This is a genomic window from Nostoc sp. UIC 10890 (assembly GCF_054786515.1).
In genome coordinates this window covers 4,328,967-4,345,738 of the sequence record NZ_JBSGKF010000001.1, presented here as the reverse complement: position 1 = coordinate 4,345,738, position 16,772 = coordinate 4,328,967, and the positions used below count along the sequence as shown (strand labels likewise).

The 16,772-nt window shown below is 41.2% G+C and carries 12 protein-coding genes; 3 read left to right on the top strand and 9 right to left on the bottom strand.

Going from position 1 to position 16,772, the window contains the following annotated elements:
• Positions 1-64: 64 nt before the first annotated feature.
• On the bottom strand, positions 65-1,066 hold the full coding sequence (locus tag ACWATR_RS17770; protein WP_460335032.1) for a choice-of-anchor A family protein: 1,002 nt from the start codon (positions 1,064-1,066) through the stop codon (positions 65-67).
• Between the two features lie 576 nt (positions 1,067-1,642).
• Complete coding sequence (locus ACWATR_RS17765; RefSeq protein ID WP_460335029.1) at positions 1,643-2,140, bottom strand: pentapeptide repeat-containing protein; 498 nt, start codon at positions 2,138-2,140, stop codon at positions 1,643-1,645.
• A gap of 263 nt (positions 2,141-2,403) precedes the next feature.
• On the opposite strand from ACWATR_RS17765, the gene gcvT reads away from it, so the two are divergent.
• The 3 genes from gcvT to gcvP all read left to right on the top strand — a co-directional run bounded on the left by gcvT (position 2,404) and on the right by gcvP (position 7,172).
• On the top strand, positions 2,404-3,540 hold the full coding sequence (gene gcvT / locus ACWATR_RS17760) for a glycine cleavage system aminomethyltransferase GcvT (protein ID WP_460340488.1): 1,137 nt from the start codon (positions 2,404-2,406) through the stop codon (positions 3,538-3,540).
• 125 nt (positions 3,541-3,665) lie between these two features.
• Positions 3,666-4,055, top strand: coding sequence for a glycine cleavage system protein GcvH (gene gcvH, locus ACWATR_RS17755; protein ID WP_069072677.1), 390 nt, complete (start codon positions 3,666-3,668; stop codon positions 4,053-4,055).
• A 177-nt stretch (positions 4,056-4,232) separates the two neighbouring features.
• Complete coding sequence (gcvP, locus tag ACWATR_RS17750) at positions 4,233-7,172, top strand: aminomethyl-transferring glycine dehydrogenase (protein ID WP_460335025.1); 2,940 nt, start codon at positions 4,233-4,235, stop codon at positions 7,170-7,172.
• A 159-nt stretch (positions 7,173-7,331) separates the two neighbouring features.
• Here gcvP and ACWATR_RS17745 read toward each other — a convergent pair whose 3' ends face one another.
• The 7 genes from ACWATR_RS17745 to ACWATR_RS17715 all read right to left on the bottom strand — a co-directional run bounded on the left by ACWATR_RS17745 (position 7,332) and on the right by ACWATR_RS17715 (position 16,707).
• Entirely contained in the window at positions 7,332-8,921 is a 1,590-nt protein-coding gene (locus ACWATR_RS17745) for an alkaline phosphatase D family protein (protein WP_460335022.1), read from the bottom strand.
• Positions 8,922-9,147: 226 nt separating this feature from the next.
• Entirely contained in the window at positions 9,148-9,690 is a 543-nt protein-coding gene (locus tag ACWATR_RS17740; RefSeq protein ID WP_460335019.1) for a PEP-CTERM sorting domain-containing protein, read from the bottom strand.
• A 596-nt stretch (positions 9,691-10,286) separates the two neighbouring features.
• Positions 10,287-11,159: an SDR family oxidoreductase gene (locus tag ACWATR_RS17735; RefSeq protein ID WP_460335016.1), complete on the bottom strand. Its 873-nt coding sequence runs from the start codon at positions 11,157-11,159 to the stop codon at positions 10,287-10,289.
• Positions 11,160-11,237: 78 nt separating this feature from the next.
• Complete coding sequence (locus ACWATR_RS17730) at positions 11,238-11,981, bottom strand: tetratricopeptide repeat protein (protein WP_460335013.1); 744 nt, start codon at positions 11,979-11,981, stop codon at positions 11,238-11,240.
• A 689-nt stretch (positions 11,982-12,670) separates the two neighbouring features.
• On the bottom strand, positions 12,671-14,419 hold the full coding sequence (gene crtO, locus ACWATR_RS17725; protein ID WP_460340485.1) for a beta-carotene ketolase CrtO: 1,749 nt from the start codon (positions 14,417-14,419) through the stop codon (positions 12,671-12,673).
• A 50-nt stretch (positions 14,420-14,469) separates the two neighbouring features.
• Complete coding sequence (locus ACWATR_RS17720) at positions 14,470-15,228, bottom strand: LmeA family phospholipid-binding protein (protein ID WP_460335010.1); 759 nt, start codon at positions 15,226-15,228, stop codon at positions 14,470-14,472.
• Between the two features lie 102 nt (positions 15,229-15,330).
• On the bottom strand, positions 15,331-16,707 hold the full coding sequence (locus tag ACWATR_RS17715; protein ID WP_460335007.1) for a cytochrome P450: 1,377 nt from the start codon (positions 16,705-16,707) through the stop codon (positions 15,331-15,333).
• Between the last annotated feature and the right edge of the window lie 65 nt (positions 16,708-16,772).

Genomic DNA, 16,772 nt, shown 5'->3' with positions numbered 1-16,772 from the left:
TAGCGCATGAGCGAAAATCTGTAAATAAGTTCGCGTCATGCGCTATGCTGCCAAAAATTTTTAATTATTTTAGGCAAGTTGTTTGATTACGTTTGTAGCGAAATAAACCAAATGCTACAGCAATTAATCCTAATCCTGGAAGATTTGCTGGTTCTGGAACCGGAGTAGGAATAACAGTCGGAGTCGGAGCCGGAGTCGGAGGCTGAGTGTAGTACTTAGTTGGGACATCTGGCAGATCACCATTAAACAGATAGTTGTGAGACTCGCCATTTCCTGTCAAGGAAGCTACTACCACATTGCCGTTAACTTGACCGTTATTGAAATTGAAATTAGCCAAAGGAGCAAGAATACTACCTTCGATGCCAATCCCACTAGCAGTTAGGTTTGTTGCTTCATAGAAGTTGTAGATCACCTTTTGTTTATTTGTGCCAATGATATTGAAACCAAAGTTTTGCAAGGACACATCCTTACCGCTGATATTGACAACGATAGTCGAATTTGCATCCCCCTTAATTTCAAAATAGTTTGTCTTGGAGACAGATGAGCCAGCAAGATTAAAAACATTGAAAGCAGTACCACTGCCACTCAGGTTAATAGCACCCCAAGGTTGAACTGTTGTGTTACCAGTAGGAGTCAAGGTTGCTAAATATTCAGATAGCGATCGCAATTCTTCCCCTGCTGCATCAAAGTCGATAGGATTACCCTGGCTGAGGGTTCCCTGTGGAAATCCCACATTACCCGAAACATTAGCGCTACCTCCGTAGACAGCATTACCGTGGTAGACTTGACCGTTGCTTAAAGATAAGTTTTGCCCAGCTACTACTACGTTACCGCTATTGCCAGAAAGTCTACTTCCGAGTCCGCCAACGAAATTCACGTTACCGCCAGCAGCAAGTTTTCCTTCAATATCTGTATATTTTTGAGAGATATCTCCCAAAACAAATACATTGTAATCAGAGGCAGCGCCTAACTCAACTGCATTCGCTCTTGCTGAGAAACCCAGCGCCAGAGTAACTACAATTGGAGCGGCTACTAGTCCCCAAACATAATAGGTTTTGGATGTCATCTTTTGCTTTAGGAATCATCAACATGATCCTATGGGTATAAATTAAAGATGGCATTAGTCTGCTAGCTCTTTTCATTGAAGTTTCATATCTGGCAGAATACTGTATATTTTTACCTAAAATATTTATTCAACCGCAGATTTACTGTTGACTAAAACGCCTAAAAAACTATCAGCAATGGCGATCGCATTTGAGGTGGTTGCTACTGCCAGTGTGAGCTAATTTCCTCACAATACCTATGTTAATCGACACTTTATTTGATGTCATTAATGCGATAGGACTCATTTTTTATTTTTGAAAAAACACCGTACAGGTCAGAAAGCCTTCTTGCCTATTGCCTACTAATGGTATGACTAAAATTGGCGAGACGGTTACTCAGCAGGTTAACATTTCCTGGCAAGTTATACAAATTTGAGAAAAGAATGCGACAAATATACCATTTGTAGAGACGCGATGAATCGCGTCTTTACCCAAGGATGTGTTGCAATCATTAATTTAATTGGTATTATTTTTTAAATTTTGGATTTGGGATTGAAGATTCAAAATCCAAAATTTAAAATCTAAAATTCGTTGACAGTCTACTTACATCCTAAAGAATTGCGAGTATCCACACCAGTTTTAGAATTCACACCACTTGCCTTAACACAAAGTTTTTTCACTTGTATCCCATCTAAAATTGCATTCGTAAAATCAGCACCCGTGACATTTACATCATCAAAAGTGGAACGCAGCATCATTGCATCAGTCAACACAGCATCACTTAAATCAGCATTTTTAAACCTTGTTAGATAGGCTATGCCTTCACTAAAATCAACACCATGCAGATTTACTCCCTCCAATACACTACCGTTAAACACACCGCCACGTAAGTCAGCATTGCTAAAATTAGCATTCTCTAATTTGAGATTAGTAAACTCAGTGCCAATTAAACTTTGACCAGAGTAATCTTTGCCCTTAAGTTCATCATTACCCACAGAACGGGTAATACTGGAAGAACTTGCAGCTTGCGCCGATAGAGGAAACCAAAAAAGAACCATAGCTAAGACAAAGCTCGCTAACAGTCGCCAATATTTCATAATGTCTTCTTAATAAATCTCAACACTTGCACCATTAACTATTAAACCTCACAGAAGGCGACAAAGGGATGAGGAAATGGGGAATGGGGAATGGGGAAGAATTTTCCCCTCTGTCTCTTTTCAATTGCCAATGCCCAATTCCCAATTCACCATGCCCTAATTTGATACACAAGGCTGTAAAACCATAAAGCATCTCTTAGGATGATAGATGTTGAGGTGCGATGCCTAACGGCAAGTTGCTCCGCATCTACGCAAAATTACCTGTGGCTAATCAAGAAGACAACGCCCAATCTCTGGCGCGAACCCCTTTATATCAAGTGGGTGTAGAACTCAAAGCTCGCTTTACTAGCTTTGGCGGCTGGGAAATGCCTGTGCAATTTAGTGGCATTAGCCGCGAACATGAGGCTGTAAGAAATACAGCCGGAATGTTCGATATTTCCCACATGGGCAAATTTACCCTCCAAGGTAAAAACCTAATTTCCCAACTCCAACCATTAGTGCCTTCCGACTTGAGTCGTTTGCAACCCGGTCAAGCACAATACACCGTATTGTTAAATCCCCAAGCCGGAATTATTGACGACATCATTGTTTATTATCAAGGTGAAGACGCTGCTGGTATACAGAGAGCATTCATCATAGTCAATGCGGCAACCTCCAATAAAGATAAAGCATGGCTATTGCAACACCTTGACCTTGATAAGGTGCAATTCCAAGACCTTTCACCAGATAAAGTCTTAATTGCCGTCCAAGGGCCAAAAGCGATTAAATATCTCCAGCCCTTAGTGCAAGAAGACCTACAACCAATCAAAGCCTTCGGACATCTAGAAGCAACCCTAATAGGGAAACCTGCCTTCCTAGCCCGCACAGGTTACACCGGAGAAGATGGCTTTGAGGTAATGGTAGACCCGGATGTAGGAGTAGAATTGTGGCAAACCCTCAATAAAGCTGGTGTTATCCCCTGTGGACTCGGTGCGAGAGACACTCTACGCCTAGAAGCGGCGATGGCACTTTATGGACAAGATATCGATGACATCACCACACCCTTAGAAGCAGGTTTGGGCTGGCTAGTTCACTTAGATACCAAAGGCGAATTTATTGGTCGGGAAGTTTTAGCACAGCAAAAAGCCAGTGGAGTGCAGCGCCGATTGGTAGGTTTGCAAACCCAAGGACGCAACATTGCTCGTCACGGCTATCAAGTGTTATCCGCAGGTAAAATCGTGGGGGAAGTTACCAGTGGAACTCTGTCACCCACACTTGGTTATCCCATTGCTTTAGCCTACGTTCCCACCCAGTTAGCAACTGTTGGTCAGCAGCTAGAAGTTGAAATTCGTGGCAAAGCTTATCCAGCAGTTGTGGTTAAACGTCCCTTTTATCGGTCAAAAAATCGTGTCACCAACTAACAAGCGCCAAGGTTTTTGAGGAATAATGTGTTGTGAGTTACTCAATCTACAGTAAGGTTCATTACCAGATATGGCTTGGATGACTGTTAGGGCAATAATTTTTTTGATAAGGGAGAGGAAGTGATATGTCTTTTGAATATCCTCAAGATTTCAGATACCTGGATTCTCATGAATATGTGCGAATAGATGGCGAAATTGCCACTATAGGCATTACTGAGTTTGCCGTACATGAATTGGGTGATATCGTCTTTTTGGAACTGCCAGAAATTGGCGATGCTCTTACCAGAGGAGAAAACTTTGGCACAATTGAATCAGTAAAAGCTGTTGAAGAACTGAATTCACCAGTAACCGGCACAGTTATAGAACGCAATGAAGCCTTAATTAATTCTCCCGAAGAAGTATCAGAAGACCCCTACGGTGAAGGATGGTTTTTGAAAGTGCGCGTCAATGACCCTGGTGAAGTTGAGGATGCGTTGACAGCAGATGAGTATCGCGCCCAAGTAGAAGGCGAGTAGGGAGTGGGGAATGGGGAATAGAGAGGAAAAGGTAAAATTTTCTCCCTAATCTCCCCCATCTCCCTTGTCTACCCTCCCGAAGAGAAGTCATGAAATTTAGATGAACTGAAAAGTTACACCTACTTCTCATGAGTATTTATTGCAAAATATGAAATAGTACCATCTGGAGAGTAATTTGTGGTATTGAACGCCCCTATTCTCAAGTCTCATGAGCAGCAAGTGCTGGACGAAAAAAGTCAAAAGTTAAGTAGTTTTGTACCAAGACACATTGGCCCGAACTCCGATGACATCCAGCTTATGCTTAAGGTTTTGGGGTTTCCCAGCCTGGATGCCCTAATCGACCAAACAGTTCCACAGACAATTCGGCTGAAGCAACCGCTAAAGTTACCAGCAGCAGAAAGTGAGTATGCAGCACTGGCATCGTTAAAAAAAGTTGCTGCCAAAAATCAGGTTTTCCGTTCATACATTGGTATGGGCTATTACGACAGTATTACCCCACCTGTGATTGGGCGTAATATCCTAGAAAACCCCGGTTGGTATACTGCTTACACTCCTTATCAGCCAGAAATTGCCCAAGGGCGATTAGAAGCGTTGCTGAATTTCCAAACCCTGATTATTGATTTAACAGGTTTGGAAATTGCCAATGCTTCATTACTGGATGAAGCCACAGCCGCCGCTGAAGCGATGAGCCTAAGCTATGGTGTCTCCAAAAATCAGGCAAATGCCTATTTTGTCTCCGGTGACTGCCATCCCCAAACCATTGATGTGTTGCAAACACGCGCTAAACCATTGGGGATTAAGATTATTGTTGGCGATCATCAAACATTTGATTTTGATCAACCAATTTTTGGGGCTGTTCTGCAATACCCTGCAAGTGATGGCACTATTTACGACTACCGCGCTTTTATAGAAAAAGCCCATGCTAAGGGTGCATTGGTGACGGTAGCAGCAGATCCTTTAAGTTTAACTTTACTGACCCCTCCTGGGGAATTTGGCGCTGATATTGCTGTAGGAAGTACTCAGCGGTTCGGTATTCCTTTGGGGTTTGGGGGGCCTCATGCAGCATACTTTGCTACGAAGGAAGAGTATAAGCGGCTGGTTCCAGGGCGAATTGTGGGAGTATCAAAAGATGCTCAAGGTAAGCTTGCATTACGTCTCGCCTTGCAAACTCGCGAACAGCACATCCGCCGCGAAAAAGCAACTAGTAATATTTGTACTGCACAAGTGCTGCTGGCGGTGATGGCAAGTATGTACGCGGTCTATCATGGCCCTACTGGACTGAAGCAAATTGCCGAAAATATCCACTCTTTGTCAGTGTTGCTGGCGGCAGGTCTGAAGCGTTTGGGTTACAGCATCGCTTCCAAAGATTTCTTTGATACGCTGCGAGTCGAACTGGGAAGACACAATTTAAAAGATATTTTGACAGCTAGCGAACAGCTTCAAATTAACCTGCGGGTTTTTGATGCAACTACTGTTGGTATTTCGCTGGATGAAACAACTACACCAGAAGACTTAATCGACCTTTGGAAGATTTTCGCTGGTACAGATGATTTACCCTTCACTATAGAAGAATTAACTTCTTCCTCATCCTCCCATCTTCCTCTCTCCCGTACAAGCACTTATCTCACCCACCCAGTTTTTAACCGCTATCACTCAGAAACGGAGTTGTTGCGTTATCTGCACAAGCTGGAAAGCAAGGACTTGTCGCTAACGACATCGATGATTCCCTTGGGTTCTTGCACAATGAAGTTGAATGCAACTGCTGAAATGATTCCGGTAAGTTGGGAAGAATTTGGCAAGATTCATCCATTTGCCCCGGCGTCGCAAACGCAAGGTTATCAAATCCTATTCCAGCAGCTTGAGACATGGTTGGCTGAAATTACTGGTTTTGCTGGTATTTCTCTACAACCAAATGCTGGTTCTCAGGGCGAATATGCCGGACTTTTAGTAATTCGCCAATATCACGAAAATCGGGGTGAAGCACACCGCAACGTTTGTTTGATTCCCACTTCTGCACATGGGACAAACCCAGCGAGTGCGGTGATGTGCGGGATGAAAGTGGTGGCTGTTGCTTGCGACTCACAAGGTAATATTGATGTTGCTGACCTGAAGGCGAAGGCAGAAAAACACAGCAATGAATTAGCCGCCTTAATGGTGACATATCCCTCAACTCACGGTGTTTTTGAGGAACCAATTCAGGAAATCTGCGCTGTTGTCCACAGTCATGGTGGACAAGTTTACATGGATGGGGCAAATATGAACGCCCAAGTGGGAATTTGCCGTCCTGGAGATATTGGCGCGGATGTCTGCCATTTAAATTTGCACAAAACCTTCTGTATTCCTCATGGTGGCGGTGGCCCTGGTATGGGGCCCATTGGTGTTGCATCTCATCTTGTGCCTTTTCTCCCAGGACATCCTGTGGTAGGGATTGGGGACTGGGGACTGGGGACTAGGAAAGAAGAAATTTCTAATACCCAGCATATTGGTGCGGTTGCGGCTGCGCCTTGGGGTAGTGCGAGTATCCTGGTGATTTCTTGGATGTACATTGCAATGATGGGTGCAGATGGTTTAACCCAAGCTACTAAGGTGGCGATTCTCAACGCTAACTACATGGCTAAGAAACTGGAATCGTACTATCCAGTTTTGTATCAGGGGAAAAATGGTCTAGTTGCCCATGAGTGTATTTTAGATTTGCGATCGCTAAAAAAATCCGCTGCGATCGAAATTGATGATGTTGCCAAGCGTCTCATAGACTACGGTTTCCATGCGCCGACTGTCTCCTGGCCTGTAGGGGGTACAATCATGGTGGAACCTACAGAGAGTGAATCTAAACAAGAGTTGGATCGTTTCTGTGATGCGTTGATTTCTATTCGCCAAGAAATCGCCGAAATAGAATCAGGTAAGGTAGATATCCAAGATAATGTTTTGAAGAACGCACCCCACACTGCCGAAAGTCTTATCACCGGAGAATGGTACCATTCCTATTCTCGTGAACAAGCTGCCTACCCTGCACCTTGGACTCGTGAATATAAATTCTGGCCGGCTGTCGGTCGCATTGATGCAGCCTTTGGCGATCGCAATTTTGTTTGTTCTTGTCTGCCAATGGATGCTTATTAAACTGAAGTTAGGAGTTAGGAGTTAGGAGTTAGGAGTTAGGAATTAAAACTTTTAACTCCTATTTATGAAAATGAAAATACAGATAGAAACAGATAAACACTGATGATTTACCTGTTTCTATCTGTTTTTGTTTGGTTCTAATACCTGGGAATTAGACGATTAGGCTTGTTGTATTTCTGGACGACCATCTTCAACCACAAATGAAGCCCGCTTACTAATCGTGCCAAATGGGGTTGTAACGTTTGACATAACCAAATAGTCTGTCTTCCAGGTTGTGGGAGTCAGGGCACAGCGAACATATCCCCGTTGATTATTGTAGAACTTAATGTGTGGGTTATCGGGTAAGTAAGCTTCAACGTTGGGGTTGCTGTCTGCCCCATCGCCACCGGAGCTAATTGAGGTAGCGACAAATTCACTCCCAAGTGTGGGGGATTCTGGTTTATCAAAGTTAGCTTTCAGGTTCATCGCCCAGTTAGAATGCACATCGCCTGCTAAGGATACTGGATTAGAGGGCTGGCGCTGTCCGAGGAAAGCCATGAGGCGATCGCGCGAAGCCACATAACCATCCCATTTATCCATGCTGTAAGTTCCGCCTTCCCCTGGTGTTGTGTCTCTTTGAGCAATTGGTACTTGCTGCGCCAAAACATTCCACTTCGCTTTTGAGTTATTTAGACCATCGAATAACCAATCCTCCTGTGCCTTACCGGTAATCGTTGCATTCGGATCTAAATTTTCTGGGCAACGTTCTTTAGTACCATCACCACAGGGCTGATCGGTGCGATATTGGCGGGTATCTAAAACATGGAAGGTGGCTAAGTTACCAAAGGAGAGCCGACGGTAAAGTTGCATATCAGGGCCAACGGGACGCGAGAAGGGGCGTAGTGGCATGTGTTCGTAGTAAGCCTGATAAGCAATAGCTCGCCGTTGGAGGAAAATTGCCCGATCCTGATCTGGTTCAGTATCAATTTCTGAAATATCGTTGGCGTAATTGTTTTCTACTTCATGGTCATCCCAGGTGACAATCCACGGAAACGCTGCATGAGCTGCTTGCAGATTGGTATCGGTTTTATAGAGGGCGTGACGGTTGCGGTAATCTTCCAAAGTCACAATTTCTGCACTGTTGTGCTGTCTGGGGCCATTATTTGAGATTCCCCCTTCATAGATGTAATCGCCAACATGGACTACTAAATCTAGGTCTTCCTGTGCTAGATATTTGTAGGCGGTATAGAATCCCTGCTGATAGTTTTGGCAAGAGACAAGGCCAAAGTTAAATTTATTCAAATAGCTATTTGCTAAAGGCGCTGTACGAGTGCGACCAATGGGGCTAGCGTCTTGACCGACAAGAAACCGATACCAGTACCAAGTATCGGATTGCAGTCCTTCTACCACAACTCGAACTGAATGAGCTAGTTCTGGAGTTGCCAATACCGTACCTCTAGAGACAATCCGCCTCATATTAGAATCAGTTGCAACTTCCCAGCGAATTGGTACATTCAGAGGTGGCATTCCTCCTCCGTTCAGGGGTTCAGGAGCAAGACGAGTCCAGATCACTACGCTGGTAGGATAGGGTTCACCCGAAGCTACACCCAAAGTGAAAGGATAATTGGAAAATCTGCTTCTTGCGATCGCTCTTTGCTGAGGAAATTGATTCGCGATCGCTAAACCAGATAATGCTCCTGCTCCGATAATTAAGTTGCGTCGTTTGATTCGACTGTGCAGGAAATGCTCAAAATTCCGGTAATCTACCATTCTCTACTCCTGACTAACAGGTAAGTTAAAGTACAGCAACAGCTAACACAAAGAAGGTAGGGTAATCGGAGGAAAACTTCATCACTAATTCCCTGACCAAAATGAGATTTTAATTCCCAATTTTTTCTTCTGCTATCAATGTGTTAGATGTTGTTTTCCCACATAAAAGCCTACTAACAAGAGATTAATTCTTGGCAAAGAAATTGTTAATATCAACTTAACCAAGTTAGATTTTCACCTTTTTTATTGATGCTACTTTTTTCTTCATCATCCAGCCAAGGCTACAAACAAAGAGAGTGCCAACTAAAGGTGTAGGTTCAGGTACTTGTCTATAAGAAACTGTACCTGATATCAATTCAGCGTCTGGAGAAGTTTTAGAGAAAATTGTAAAATCCTCACCAATAATTTCATAACTGATAGGATTAGCTTTATCATCGAACTGATAATCTAATGCAAAATATGTTTGTCCTGTTAAGGATATGGTTGGAAAGACAAGAGGAAAATCTGGGTAGTTGGCATCATCTTGTTCAGTGTAAACAGTAGAGTCGCCATCAAATTTGAAAGAGAGTGACTGAATGCTAGCTTCAGGATTATAGTCATTACTGAAGGTTGAGTCATCAAAGCTAAAAAAGCCACTTCCCTTAGTTACTGGACTATCAACTGTGAAAGTGTAATTAAGAATTGCAGCAGATGCAGATTTTGCATCTACGGTAGCAAAACCTAAAGTCAGAGTAGTAGCAGCAACCAATAATTTTGAAACCAATTTCATCTCAGTTTTCCTCACTATAAATTTCTCTAAGCAATTGCAACTACAAGTTATAAAAATAGCTTGTTTCTAAATTGCTTATTTTCCAAACAGATTATTCATAACTAGTTAGAACAGTTATGAAATCAATGGTTTTCTATTTCTCAAGAAAAAGAAACAAGTCTCCAATTGTTTAGAGACACCCCATTTTAGGATTATGAGTTTAAGCGGACTTTAATCAAAGGTAAAAATAAAATTTAATTTAAGTTTGTCGATAACCACAGGTAAAACGCATCTAAATAAAGACTTACGCAAACAATAGTCTGCCGCATATACCTTCAGTAAGGAGGTTGGGAGGGGTTCAATACTTCTCGGTTAAGCACTTTTAACTCGGAATCGGGTTTGGGGAAAAGGTTAAAGGATAAGGGTTAAAGGTTTTTTCTTTTCCCTTTCCCATTCCCCTTTTCCCCTTAACCGAAAAGTATTGGGGAGGGGTTAAATTATCAATTACATTACTAAATTATCAATAAAGCCAGGTTTTCCGTTGCGTTCATGTAGCGTGCCGGAGATAATCGTATCCCAAAATAGCCTATTTCCGTTTTTAGTTTTAACACTTAACCTTAACTGAATTGTATTGCCTCTAATTCTTCTTTTACAGATAAAGGCTGATACCCCAATATAAAAGCTTTGGAACTATCCAAAGAAACATCTGCTGGTCTAGGTGCTGCCATTTTCACATCTTGTTGTCGGCAGGATTTGAGCTTGGTAGCAGAAAGTTGAAATACTTTCACTAATATCTGTCCAAAATCATAACGTGAAATCCGCTCTTTACCACCTAAGTGAATGATGCCATTAACTTTTTCTAATGCTAATAAAAGTCCTTTTGCGGCAGTTGTTCCACTTACTGGTGTGCGAAATTCATCTATAAATAAACTTAGTTCTTCTTCGGCTTTTAAAGTTTCAATAAATGGCTGAATAAAGCTTTTGGCTGTGGGTGTTGCTGCACCAAACATCAATGGCATTCGACACACTGCGGTCATGGGATATCTTTCTAGCATATCTGCTTCTGCGATCGCTTTTTGCTCACCGTAAAGATTGACAGGACACACGGCATCTGTTTCTCCATAAGGGGCATTTAAGCCATCAAAAACTAAGTCGGTTGAGGTAAAAGCACAACGAATAGAATTATCCGCGCAGAGTCCGGCAATATTGCAGGATGCGATAACATTAATTGCGTGTGATTCTTTAGGGTTAGTTTGACAGAAATTTGGTTGCGAATGTGCAGCAGTATGAATAACTGCTTCTGGTTTAACATCATTAAAGATACTTTTCAATTCCTGAAAATTTGTTAAGTTCGCTTTTAACATTTTCATGCCAGGAATCTCTAAAGGATGGGATAAATACGTGCCATAAATCTCCCATTCTTCTTTTGCAAGCTGGCAAAGATGCCATCCCAAAAAACCACTTGCTCCGGTGATTAACAATTTTTTCATGTTTAATCGTAAACCGCTCAAGAAAAAATCTTTGCTGTAGCACGCTTATATTCTACACTGAGCGGTGGTGACAAAATACTATTGCAGTAATTCCTGAAACTGCTTTTTACTACGCACTTTGCTAAAGTCTGGGTCAGTTTTTGCTAATTTCTTATACTTCTCAGGAACAAGCTGGATTGCTTTGTCTAAATTCTTAATTGCTAATTCCAGATTGTTTTGTAAAGCATAAGAACAAGCTTTGTTGTAATATGCTTGGTGTAAATCTTGCTTAATGGCGATCGCTCTATCATAAGATGCAATAGCATCTTTGTAGCGGTGCAGCTTTGTCAGAGCTATGCCTCGGTTGATTAAGGCTTCGTATTTGTCGGGTTTGATAGCGATCGCTTTGTCGTAAGATGCGATCGCATCTTTGTAGCGTTGCAATGATGTCAAAGCTATACCACGATTGTACCAGGCTTCATATTTGTCGGGTTTGATAGCGATCGCAGTATCGTAGGATGCGAGAGCGTCTTTGTAGCGTTGCAACGATGTTAAGCCAATGCCACGGTTAATCCAAGCTTCGGGACTCTCAGCTTTGATAGCGATCGCTTTATCATAAGCTTTTATTGCATCTTCGTAACGCTGTCCATCTAATAAATTATTACCTTGATGAAAGAAATCTTCTGCTTTTTGCGTAACCTTTGCTTCTATGAAAAGTTGAGTTACATTACTTTCTTGCACAACTTGTTTGGTATTTTGTGTAGATGAGTTTGCCCCACCACTACAGCCAAATGCTAAGAAAACTATTAAGTTAGATGCAACTAAGTAGCGCCGAAAAACCATGCTGTACCTACAAAATTTATAAGATTATGTTAAAAGTTGTTTATTTTTTGATCATTATCAAAATACACTACTTTTTACCCATTAATTTCCTTATTTTTTGAGAAATAACTTGGTTTACGATGCATATAAGCTTATGAAAATCAAGCGTACATTACATTATCATATTAAATACACTTAAAGCAATTCCTTAGAACCTATTTCACTCAAAAACTATAATTTGTGTTGCTTTAAGTTGCCGCAGCTACGCCCGTCGTAGGCATCGCACTCATCTGGTAAATTCCTCATTTGATGAACAAGGGTGCGATCATACTAGCTTTTCACTAAACAATGATGTTAATTGCTTCATTATGTCAAGCAATTATCTTAACTAATCATCATTCAAATTTCGTCTTTGCATCTTTATTTCGATTGAAACTATGCAACTTCAAAGCGCATCAGCTTATCATTTGTCGGTGGGAGGATGCCAACTATTGGTTAACAATGGTGGATATCGGCGTTACATTTATAAATGTTAAAGTTAAGTAATATTTTCCAAAAAATTATCGACTACAGCAGATGAGAGAATTCCTGAAAGTGCAACTTTTAGGCGTGACAGAATGCCTTCATGTCTTTGTGATACCGAAATCATATTTTCAGTATCAAGACACAAAGGCACAAAATAGATTATGATAGGCTCTATTTTGCAAATTTTAAATGATACCAAATACTGACTCGACAGTTGACTTAATCGAATCACGAGCATCCTTTAAAGTTTGGCTAATAGGATGTTTCGCCTGCAAAAATACACGCGCACAATTGCGTCCCGGCATTCCCGAAATTGAACCACCTGGATGAGTCCCTGCACCAGTCAAAAATAAGTTTTCAATTGGCGTTTTGTAGTTGGCTATTTCTGGCAAGGGACGGAAAAATATCATCTGATCTAAAGTCATGTCAACATGGTAATAATTCCCTTTGTACGCACCTAATCTTTCTCCTAGTTCTGCTGGACTTTCTACACGACGGGCGATAGTTGCGTTCTTGACATTGGGTGCATAGTCCGCCAACTTATCAATCACTCTATCTGCAACTTTGTTTTTCAATTCATCCGTCCAACCAGTACCTTTTAAACCAGTACCTTCTGCACCGGCAATTTGATAAGGGGCGAAATACTCAATCCATACAGTGTGCTTGCCAGGTGGTGCTAATGTGGGGTCTAAATAACTAGGCATCACCACATACATTGATGGGTCAGCATCAGGTATCTCTCCCAAGGTGCATTTACTATGAGCTTGTTCTACATGAGCTACGGAATCGGCAATTAAGATAGAACCGACGAGATATTCGTCTTTGTGGGCGTGGTATGGAAAGCGCAGTGGTTCATCTAAAGCCAAATCTATTTTGAGGATGGTTTCGTTATTGTTCACGATGCGGCGTTCTAATCTTTCCCATAAATCTGGGTCGGCTCCATCAACATCGCTTTTATCAGTCATTTGTAAGAATAATCGCTTGGCATCAATATTAGAAATAACCCCGTATTTAGCGCGATATTCTTTACCACCGGCTACTCGCACACCAACAGCTTTCCCATCATCAATTAAAACTTTTTCCACGTGTTGATCTGTGAGAATAACGCCACCTTTACTTGTGACTAAATTCACCAAAGCTTGCACAAGTGCGCCAGTTCCGCCGCGAGGTCTAGCCATCCCTGGATTATGACGCATCGCCATCATAATTGCACCAATGGCAAGGGTTTTTTGTGATGGCGGCGCACCCAGTTCTGATGCTAGTCTGGCTAGTGGCGCTTTCAAAAATTCCTCATCAAACCACTCGTTAAGTAAATCCTCCGCGCTGGTTAACATTGTGCGAATAAAGTCCAGCGTTTTGTTAGGGGAACCAATAACTGAAACTAAATCTTTCAGTTTGGTAATGTCGTAGTTGCCAAGGATGTCTATAATTGACTTTGGCGGTGCATTAAACATGGGAATCATTGCACCTAGCGATCGCTGCCAAAAGTCTACAAATTCTGCGTATTTTTTGGCATCTCGTTCATTGTAACGAGCTATTTCTGCACAAGTCTTTTCCACTGACTTATGTCCTAAGAAATACTTGCCATCAGGATGAGGACAGAAAACAACTGGATCACACTCCAAATAATGCAAGCCGTATTTTTCTAATTCTAATTCTTCAACCACTGGCCCTAAGTGAATAAACTCATGGTCAATAGCACACAAATTGAATTTAAATCCAGGTGCTTCTTGGGGTAAACACTCTTCAGTTGTTGCTGCACCACCTGGTACAGAACGCTTTTCTAGTAACAGAACGCTATAACCAGCTTTTAGCAAATAAGCTGCACAAACTAGTCCATTGTGTCCAGCACCAATAAGCACAACATCATACTCTTGCATAGTTGTTATTTCAAAATAAGTAGCCTTTAAAAGCTTATAAAACTTTTCATAAATTTACATCACTCCCTAGTTACAAAAATTATCTTTATCCAGTGCAAATACTACTAAGGAGATAGGAAACTTGACGATGATGGTATTTGTCGCACTTGAGTTTCTATCATAAGTATTAAACTACCGATTTCTACTTCTATATCTTTAATAGAAAACGCGATATCCTCCCATTTAAAAGATGGTATGTTCATCAGTTCTTTAACTTTCTGAATGAATGCTGTAATTAATTCTATTGAAACACCATCTCCCTCAGTGCAGTTAAAACTTTCCAGCATGGCGGGTTGGAAATGAGTCCGTGGACGAGCGATCGCAGTGTAAGCTAAAAGGCGAGTGTTTCCCATTTCCTTTAATAACACTTTTCCTTTACATTCTATTTTGCCATCGCCAGGTAAAAATACCTGAATTTCTTCCGGCTCAAAACTCACAATTTCACCATCTACATTCAACTCAAAATTTTGCATCCAGTTACGAGCAAAGTCTGATGCCAAAGCGCGGTTAATATCTACTTCTGTAACTATAATGCGAGCTATGGCATTTACTGGCTCATTGAGTTCTATTTGACCGAAAAGAGCGCTTAAAGGATTGATGGCAATACTATCTGTTTGCAGTGTTATTTCTTGTACGCGAATATCTTCTTGGATTACTAACCCCTGGCCTGCAAAGGAAACTCCATCTACTTGTCCTTGAACTATTTTCAAGAGATCGGTTTGTACATCTATTTCTATTTCTTCTACTTCATCTAGCTTTTCGGATATTCTTTTTTCAGCTTCTTGAGATATAATTTTCTCTTCAAATCCATGCTGATCAGGCATTAATTAGTAGTCTCCTAAATATCCTCTTACTATTTACTGTAAAGGCTGGATGCTAAGGAGCGGATCTACATTGCGGTATATACAAATTGGAGGATTGAGTAATCAACTAGAAAGTATTGTTTGTCTTTTAAGTTTTGCTTTTTTGGTAATAACCATTTTTACACCGCCGCTAGGGACAATGGTAATACCACGACGGACTGGATGCACTGGACGTTTATCAGTAAGGGTTAGTTCAAAATGGGCTAATATTATAGCTGTCACTAATTTTAGTTCATACATGGAAAAGGCTGCACCAATGCAACTGCGATAACCTCCACCAAAGGGTAAATATTCGTAAGGTGAAAATTTTTGGTTGAGGAATCTTTCTGGACGAAACTGTTCTGGTTCTGGGTAAGTCTCGGCTCGGCGATGTGCTAAATAAATACAGGGAACTAAAACTGTTTCTGATGTAAATTTATGCTCCATAATTTCCACTCTATCTTTTACCATTCGCGGCGTGCAAATTAAAGCAATAGGATGAATTCGCAGCGTTTCTTGACAGACGGCGGTGAGATAAGGTAATTGTATAATTGCTTCAGGATTTGTGAGACCATTTAAAGTGTTTAGTTCTTGCATTAGCCGATGTTTCACCTCTGGGTGAGAGTGAATTAGATAAAATATCCAGGCTAATACGCCAGATGTAGTTTCGTAACCCAACAGCAATAATGAAACTAGCTGATCGCGTAATTCCTCATCTGTCATTTGTTGCCCATTTATGTCACGCGCTGACATTAGCATACTGAGAATATCTGTACGCATAGCAGTATTTTGCAAACGTCTTTCAGAAATTTCTGCATAGATGAGTTTGTCAATTTGCTCTCGTCTTTTTAAGAAAATTCCCCAAGGACTCCATGCACCTAAATCTTGTTGCAGCAGAGGAAAGAAAAACAGGCTAGAATACCAAGGTTTAGTTACGTCTTCTAACAAAGAACTCAATTTTTCTTTTAATTCTTGGTAACGCACACTATGAGTAATACCAAATACTACCTCTAGAATAATTTCTAAAGTGATATTTGACATTAAGTTGTGTATACAAATATCTGTACCTGATGTCCAATGTTGTGTAACTTCTTCAGTAATTTGGCAAATTGCTTGTCCATAATATTTTAAATTATCGCCATGAAATGCTGGTAATAATAACTGCCGTTGTTGTTGGTGCGATCGCGCTTCTTGAAATACAATAGAATTCTCTCCAAACAAGGGTTTGAATACATGGGTTGCTTTCTTAAAATCTAACTTGTGTGCAGGTATAGCAAAACAATCACTAATTGCTTGGGGATGGCTCATAAATAGTATTGGTGGTGACTTTAAACCCATTACCCGCATTGTGAAAATGTCACCATACTTGGCAGAATACTTTTCTAGAGTTTTTGTGGGTTGAGCAATTAATTGCAGAGTTTGTAGCAGTTCTGGTGTGCTGATATTATCAAGTGCTTTCATTCTTGTTTCGATAATTTTAGAATTTACTAAGCTGCAATTAATACAATCTGCTTGGTATAAGAAGT

Coding starts and splice junctions, on each gene's coding strand:
- ACWATR_RS17770 (WP_460335032.1), bottom strand. CDS start 1,066: ATGACATCCAAAACCTATTATGTTTGGGGACTAGTAGCCGCTCCAATT.
- ACWATR_RS17765 (WP_460335029.1), bottom strand. CDS start 2,140: ATGAAATATTGGCGACTGTTAGCGAGCTTTGTCTTAGCTATGGTTCTT.
- gcvH (WP_069072677.1), top strand. CDS start 3,666: ATGTCTTTTGAATATCCTCAAGATTTCAGATACCTGGATTCTCATGAA.
- ACWATR_RS17745 (WP_460335022.1), bottom strand. CDS start 8,921: ATGGTAGATTACCGGAATTTTGAGCATTTCCTGCACAGTCGAATCAAA.
- ACWATR_RS17740 (WP_460335019.1), bottom strand. CDS start 9,690: ATGAAATTGGTTTCAAAATTATTGGTTGCTGCTACTACTCTGACTTTA.
- ACWATR_RS17735 (WP_460335016.1), bottom strand. CDS start 11,159: ATGAAAAAATTGTTAATCACCGGAGCAAGTGGTTTTTTGGGATGGCAT.
- ACWATR_RS17730 (WP_460335013.1), bottom strand. CDS start 11,981: ATGGTTTTTCGGCGCTACTTAGTTGCATCTAACTTAATAGTTTTCTTA.
- ACWATR_RS17720 (WP_460335010.1), bottom strand. CDS start 15,228: ATGCCTGATCAGCATGGATTTGAAGAGAAAATTATATCTCAAGAAGCT.
- ACWATR_RS17715 (WP_460335007.1), bottom strand. CDS start 16,707: ATGAAAGCACTTGATAATATCAGCACACCAGAACTGCTACAAACTCTG.